General features: G+C 65.8%; 6 protein-coding genes. All 6 read left to right on the top strand.

The annotated features are described in order from the left end of the window. Nucleotides 1–730, top strand: a 730-nt coding sequence (gene tolA, locus DBR20_RS07420; RefSeq protein WP_108265735.1) for a cell envelope integrity protein TolA, incomplete at its 5' end; no start/stop codon positions are given. A gap of 250 nt (nt 731–980) precedes the next feature. Next, entirely contained in the window at nt 981–2,300 is a 1,320-nt protein-coding gene (tolB, locus tag DBR20_RS07425) for a Tol-Pal system beta propeller repeat protein TolB (RefSeq protein WP_100460130.1), read from the top strand. A 64-nt stretch (nt 2,301–2,364) separates the two neighbouring features. Continuing rightward, entirely contained in the window at nt 2,365–2,883 is a 519-nt protein-coding gene (gene pal / locus DBR20_RS07430) for a peptidoglycan-associated lipoprotein Pal (RefSeq protein WP_100553345.1), read from the top strand. A gap of 3 nt (nt 2,884–2,886) precedes the next feature. After that, nucleotides 2,887–3,705 (top strand): tol-pal system protein YbgF, encoded by an 819-nt coding sequence (ybgF, locus tag DBR20_RS07435; protein ID WP_108265736.1) that lies wholly within the window; start codon nt 2,887–2,889, stop codon nt 3,703–3,705. Nucleotides 3,706–3,844: 139 nt separating this feature from the next. Next, entirely contained in the window at nt 3,845–4,546 is a 702-nt protein-coding gene (gene queE / locus DBR20_RS07440) for a 7-carboxy-7-deazaguanine synthase QueE (RefSeq protein ID WP_108265737.1), read from the top strand. Nucleotides 4,547–4,623: 77 nt separating this feature from the next. Then, complete coding sequence (queC, locus tag DBR20_RS07445; RefSeq protein ID WP_099843418.1) at nt 4,624–5,289, top strand: 7-cyano-7-deazaguanine synthase QueC; 666 nt, start codon at nt 4,624–4,626, stop codon at nt 5,287–5,289. Nucleotides 5,290–5,460 lie beyond the last annotated feature (171 nt).

Below are 5,460 nucleotides of genomic sequence, written 5' to 3' on the forward strand. Positions count from 1 at the left end.
GGACGCGCCGACGCCGCAGCAGCAACAGGCGCAGGAGCGCGTGGCGCAGCCGGACACCAAGGACCAGGACGCAGTGAGCGCGCTGGCCATCTCGCAGGAGAAGGCCAAGCAGCAACAGGAAGCCAAGCGCCGCCAGGAACAGATCGACCTGACCGAGCGCAAGCGCCAGGAAGAGGCCGAGCAGAAGCTGCGCCTGGCCAAGCAGCAGGAAGCGGACGCCAAGAAGAAGCAGGCGGAGCAGGAGCGTCTGGCGGCCGACAAGGCCGAGGCCGAGAAGCAGAAGAAGATCGCCGACATCCGTGCCCGCCGCGAGCAGGCCGAGAAGGAAGCCAAGCTGGCCGAGCAGAAGCTGCGCCAGGTGGCTGCCGCGCGTAACGCTGCCGGCAGTGCTGCCGCAGGCGCCAGCGGTGCCGCACAGCCCGCCGCCGGTGGTGGTGGCAGCAGTGACGACCTGTCTGCCAAGTACGCTGCGGCCATCCAGGCCAAGGTGCTGGCACAGTGGGTGCGTCCGGACAGCGTGCCGCTGGGCCAACGCTGCCAGATCACCATCAACCAGCTGCCGGGTGGAACGGTCCGCAGCGCGACGGTCAGCGCCGGCTGCCCGTTCGACGAGGCCGGCAAGCGCTCGATCGAGGCCGCCGTGCTCAACGCCCAGCCGTTGCCGTACCGTGGCTTCGAGCAGGTATTCGCGCGCACGATCAACTTCACCTTCACCGCCCAGGATCGCTGACGCGCGGGGGCAGGGCAGCCCTGTGGGGCTGTCCCGTCATCCTATGACGCCTCTGACTCTGGATCGTGCGATGCCGTCCAAGCCATGCTTTGGGCGAGTCATCCCTACGGAAGTTGGCCGCGACGTTAACGGCATGTGAGAGACCCGGCTGGCACTGACCCGGAATTCACGTACCCTTGGTTCATGATTGCGAAGCGGTTCACTCCCGTTTTGCTATCCCTCGTTCCGGTTTCCCTTTTTTGAGCTCTCCATGAAGAAGATGCCTCGCTGGCTTGCCGTGTTTGCGGCTCTGTTGCTGCCCTTTGCTGCCGTCGCGCAGCAGAAGGGGCTGGATATCGACATCATCGGCGGCAATGCCTCCGCCCTCCCGATCACCATCGTGCCGATGCCCTACCAGGGTTCGGCGGCCGCTCCGCAGACCGACGTCGCCGGCGTGGTCCGTGCCGACCTCGAACGTTCGGGCCAGTTCCGCACGCTGCCCGAAGCGCAGATCGTTGAAAAGCCGATCCGTGGCGGTGACATCCAGTTCGCCACCTGGCGCGCGCTGAAGCAGAACTACATCGTCGTCGGCCGGGTCATGGACGCCGGTGCCGGCGCCTACCGCGTCGAGTACGAACTGTTCGACGTGCCCAAGGGCGAGCGCCTGCTGGGCCTGGCGATGACCGCACGTGGCAACGCCATGCGCGACGTCGCCCACCAGATGGCCGACGCCATCTACGAGAAGATCACCGGTGTCCGTGGCGCCTTCTGGACCCGCATCGCCTACGTGACCGCCAGCGGCAAGGGCGACGCCATGCGCTATGCGCTGATGGTCGCCGACTCGGACGGCTTCAACCCGCAGACCATCGTGCGTTCGGCCGAGCCGCTGCTGTCGCCGTCGTGGAGCCCGGATGGCAACAAGCTGGCCTACGTGAGCTTCGAACGTGGCAACTCGGCCATCTACATCCAGAACATCTCCACCGGCGCCCGTGAACTGGTCACCAGCTTCCGCGGCATCAACAGCGCCCCGGCCTTCTCGCCGGATGGCCGCAAGCTGGCCCTGACCCTGTCGCGATCGGGCAATCCGGAAATCTACGTGATGGATCTGGGCAGCAAGCAGCTGACCCAGCTGACCAACCACTTCGCCATCGACACCGAGCCGACCTGGGCCCCGGACGGCAGCGCGGTGTACTTCACCTCCGACCGTGGCGGCCGCCCGCAGGTCTACAAGGTGGGTGCCGGTGGTGGCAGCGCCGAGCGCGTGACCTTCCAGGGCAACTACAACGCCAAGCCCTCGGTCTCCTACGACGGCAAGAAGATCGCTGTCGCCCAGGGTTCGGGCAACAGCTACAAGATCGCGCTGATGGACAGCTCGCTGGGCTCGCCGCGCTGGAGCACGCTGTCGCCGGGTTCGCTGGACGAGTCGCCGAGCTTCGCGCCCAACGCAAGCATGGTGCTGTATGCCGCCCGTGAGGGTGGTCGTGGTGTGCTGTACGCCGTCTCGGCCGACGCGCGCGTGCGCCAGCGCCTGGTTCTGGCAGACGGTGATGTGCGCGAGCCGGCATGGTCCCCATACCGTACCCAGCGCTAAAAGAGTGTTAATATTTTCTGTGTATTGAACCCCTCATCGGCTTAGGAGCCACAAAGGTATCGCCATGAACAAGTCCACCCGCGTTCTGCTTGTTTCCCTGCTGTCCGTGGCCGTCCTGGCCGGTTGCTCGAAGAAGGTCAAGGAAGAAGCCCCGGCTCCGGTCGATACCGGCACCTCGACCACCACCCCGACCGGTCCGTCCACCTCCGGCCTGTACGGCCCGGGCGATCTGGACACCGATGCCTGCCTGCGTCAGCGCGTTGTCTACTTCGACCTGGACAAGGAAGAAGTGAAGTCGGAATTCCAGGCCATCATGGCTTGCCACGCCAAGTACCTGCGTGACCGTCCGTCTTCGCGCATCACCCTGCAGGGCCACACCGACGAGCGCGGTTCGCGCGCGTACAACCAGGCCCTGGGCGAGCGTCGTGGCAACGGCGTCAACTCGGCGCTGCAGGCCAACGGTGGCTCGGCTTCGCAGCTGACCGTCGTGTCCTACGGTGAAGAGCGTCCGGTCTGCACCGAGTCGAACGAGTCCTGCTGGTCGCAGAACCGTCGCGTCGAAATCGTCTACACCGCGCAGTAATCCATGCGCCTTGGCATCAAACTGATGCTGGTCGTTGCGGCAGCCCTCGTGGCTGCCGCACCGGCGCATGCACAACGTCAGAGTCTGGCCGACCGTGTCGGTTCGCTCGAGCAGCAGATGTACAACAACAGTGCCAACCAGGACCTGTTGAACCAGATCAACCAGCTGCGGCAGCAGGTCACCAGCCTGCAGGCCTCGATCGAGCAACTCCAGCACGACAACGCCCAGCTCAAGCAGTCCGCCCAGGATCAGTATCTGGATCTGGACAGCCGCCTGAACCGGTTGGAAGGGGGCTCTGCCGCCCCGGCCCTGCCTGCTGTTCCGGCGAGCGCACCGAAGGCTCCTGCAGCCCCGGCAAAACCCGCAACGGCGGCCACTTCCGAGCGGCCGCCTTCCGTCCATGGTGACCCGGGCAGCCTGGCCGTCACCGGTGACGAGCGTACGTCCTACAACGTGGCTTTCGATGCGTTGAAGGCAGGCAAGTACGATGATTCGGCGCAGCTGTTCCTGAGCTTCCTGGAGCTGTACCCGAACGGCGTCTACGCCCCCAATGCGCTGTACTGGCTGGGCGAGAGCTATTACGCCACCCGCAATTTCCCGATGGCCGAGTCCCAGTTCCGCGAACTGCTCTCGCGCTATCCCACCCACGACAAGGCCGCAGGTGGCCTGCTCAAGGTCGGCCTCTCGCAGTATGGCGAGGGCAAGGTCGACCAGGCCCAGCAGACGCTGGAGACCGTCGTGGCGCAATACCCGGGCTCGGATGCCGCGCGTACCGCGCAGGACCGCCTGCAGTCGATCCGCCTCGGCAATCAGATCCGCTGATCCGCTGACCGGGCGTACAATACGCCCCCTGGCGCTGGGTTGACTCCCGGCAGCCTCCTGTAGAGCCGAGCCCATGCTCGGCTGCTTTCGTTTCCGGCGCCGATACATCCGTCGCCCGCCCCATGAAGAATTGTTTGCCATGACCGCCGTCACTCCGTCCAACGCCGTCGCCACGCCCAGCGAGATCGTGCAGTCGCCACTGCCGCGCCTGAAGATCACCGAGATCTTCACCTCGCTGCAGGGTGAGGCCGATACCGCCGGTTGGCCGACTGTGTTCGTGCGCCTGACCGGTTGCCCGCTGCGCTGTCAGTACTGCGACACCGCCTACGCCTTCCATGGCGGCACCTGGTGGGACATCGACGACATCGTGGCGCATGTGCAGGCGCAGGGCGTGCGCCACGTCTGCGTGACCGGCGGCGAGCCGCTGGCACAGAAGCGCTGCCTGATGCTGCTGCAGAAGCTGTGCGATGCCGGCCTGGATGTGTCGCTGGAAACGTCCGGTGCGCTGGACGTCAGCGCGGTCGATCCGCGCGTATCGCGTGTGGTCGACATCAAGACCCCCGGCTCGGCCGAGGTCGCCCGCAACAGGCTGGAGAACCTGCCGCTGCTGACCGCGCGCGACCAGATCAAGTTCGTGATCTGCAACCGCGAAGACTACGACTGGGCCAAGGCCATGGTCGCCGAACACCAGCTGGTACAGCGCACGATGGTGTTCTTCTCGCCCAGCAAGGGCGAGATCACTGCTCGCCAGCTGGCAGACTGGATAGTGGAAGACCGGCTGCCGGTGCGCTTCCAGATGCAGTTGCATAAGATTCTCTGGAATGACGAACCGGGCCGCTGAGCCCGTCCGTTGTTCCTTGATGTAGTTCCGGCGCGGGACAGCGTGCTGGCTTTTCCCCCAAACCGGATGATTTACCCATGAAGAAGGCAGTCGTGCTTCTCTCCGGCGGCATGGATTCAGCCGCCGTCATCGCCATGGCCCAGGAACAGGGCTTCGCCGTGCATGCCCTGAGCGTGCGTTACGGCCAGCGCCATACCTCCGAGCTGGATGCCGCCGCGCGCGTGGCCAAGGCCCAGGGCGTGATCGTGCACAAGACCGTGGACGTGGACCTGCGCAGCATCGGCGGCTCGGCGCTGACCGACGACATCGACGTGCCCGAGGCAGGCGGCGAGGGCATCCCGGTCACCTACGTACCGGCGCGCAACACCATCATGTTGTCGTTGGCCTTGGGCTGGGCCGAAGTACTCGGTGCCAACGACATCTTCTGCGGCGTCAACGCCGTGGACTACTCCGGTTACCCGGACTGCCGCCCCGAGTTCATCGCCGCCTTCCAAGCGCTGGCCAACCTGGCGACCAAGTCGGGCGTGGAAGGCGCGGGCATCACCGTGCATGCGCCGCTGCAGTTCCTCAGCAAGGGCCAGATCGTCAGCGAAGGCGTGCGCCTGGGCGTGGACTTCGGCCTGACCGTCTCCTGCTACAACGCCGATGCCAGCGGCGCGGCCTGTGGTCATTGCGACGCCTGCCGCCTGCGTGCGCAGGGCTTCACCGAAGCCGGCGTGGCCGACCCGACGCTGTACGCCTGAGGTAATGGGGGCTGATTCCCCAATGGTAGGTGCCAACCTTGGTTGGCACTGTGCGCCGGGCACGGTCCGGCGCTACCGCTGCTGCAACCACCCCGACGCCTCGATAAACGCCCGCACCGTGGCCGGATCTGTGTAATCCAGCTCGATCATCCGTGCGATAGCCGCCTGCTC

It is taken from the genome of Stenotrophomonas sp. HMWF023 (assembly GCF_003060985.1).
In the GTDB taxonomy this organism is placed as follows: domain Bacteria; phylum Pseudomonadota; class Gammaproteobacteria; order Xanthomonadales; family Xanthomonadaceae; genus Stenotrophomonas; species Stenotrophomonas lactitubi.

Coding starts and splice junctions, on each gene's coding strand:
- pal (WP_100553345.1), top strand. CDS start 2,365: ATGAACAAGTCCACCCGCGTTCTGCTTGTTTCCCTGCTGTCCGTGGCC.
- queC (WP_099843418.1), top strand. CDS start 4,624: ATGAAGAAGGCAGTCGTGCTTCTCTCCGGCGGCATGGATTCAGCCGCC.
- tolB (WP_100460130.1), top strand. CDS start 981: ATGAAGAAGATGCCTCGCTGGCTTGCCGTGTTTGCGGCTCTGTTGCTG.
- ybgF (WP_108265736.1), top strand. CDS start 2,887: ATGCGCCTTGGCATCAAACTGATGCTGGTCGTTGCGGCAGCCCTCGTG.
- queE (WP_108265737.1), top strand. CDS start 3,845: ATGACCGCCGTCACTCCGTCCAACGCCGTCGCCACGCCCAGCGAGATC.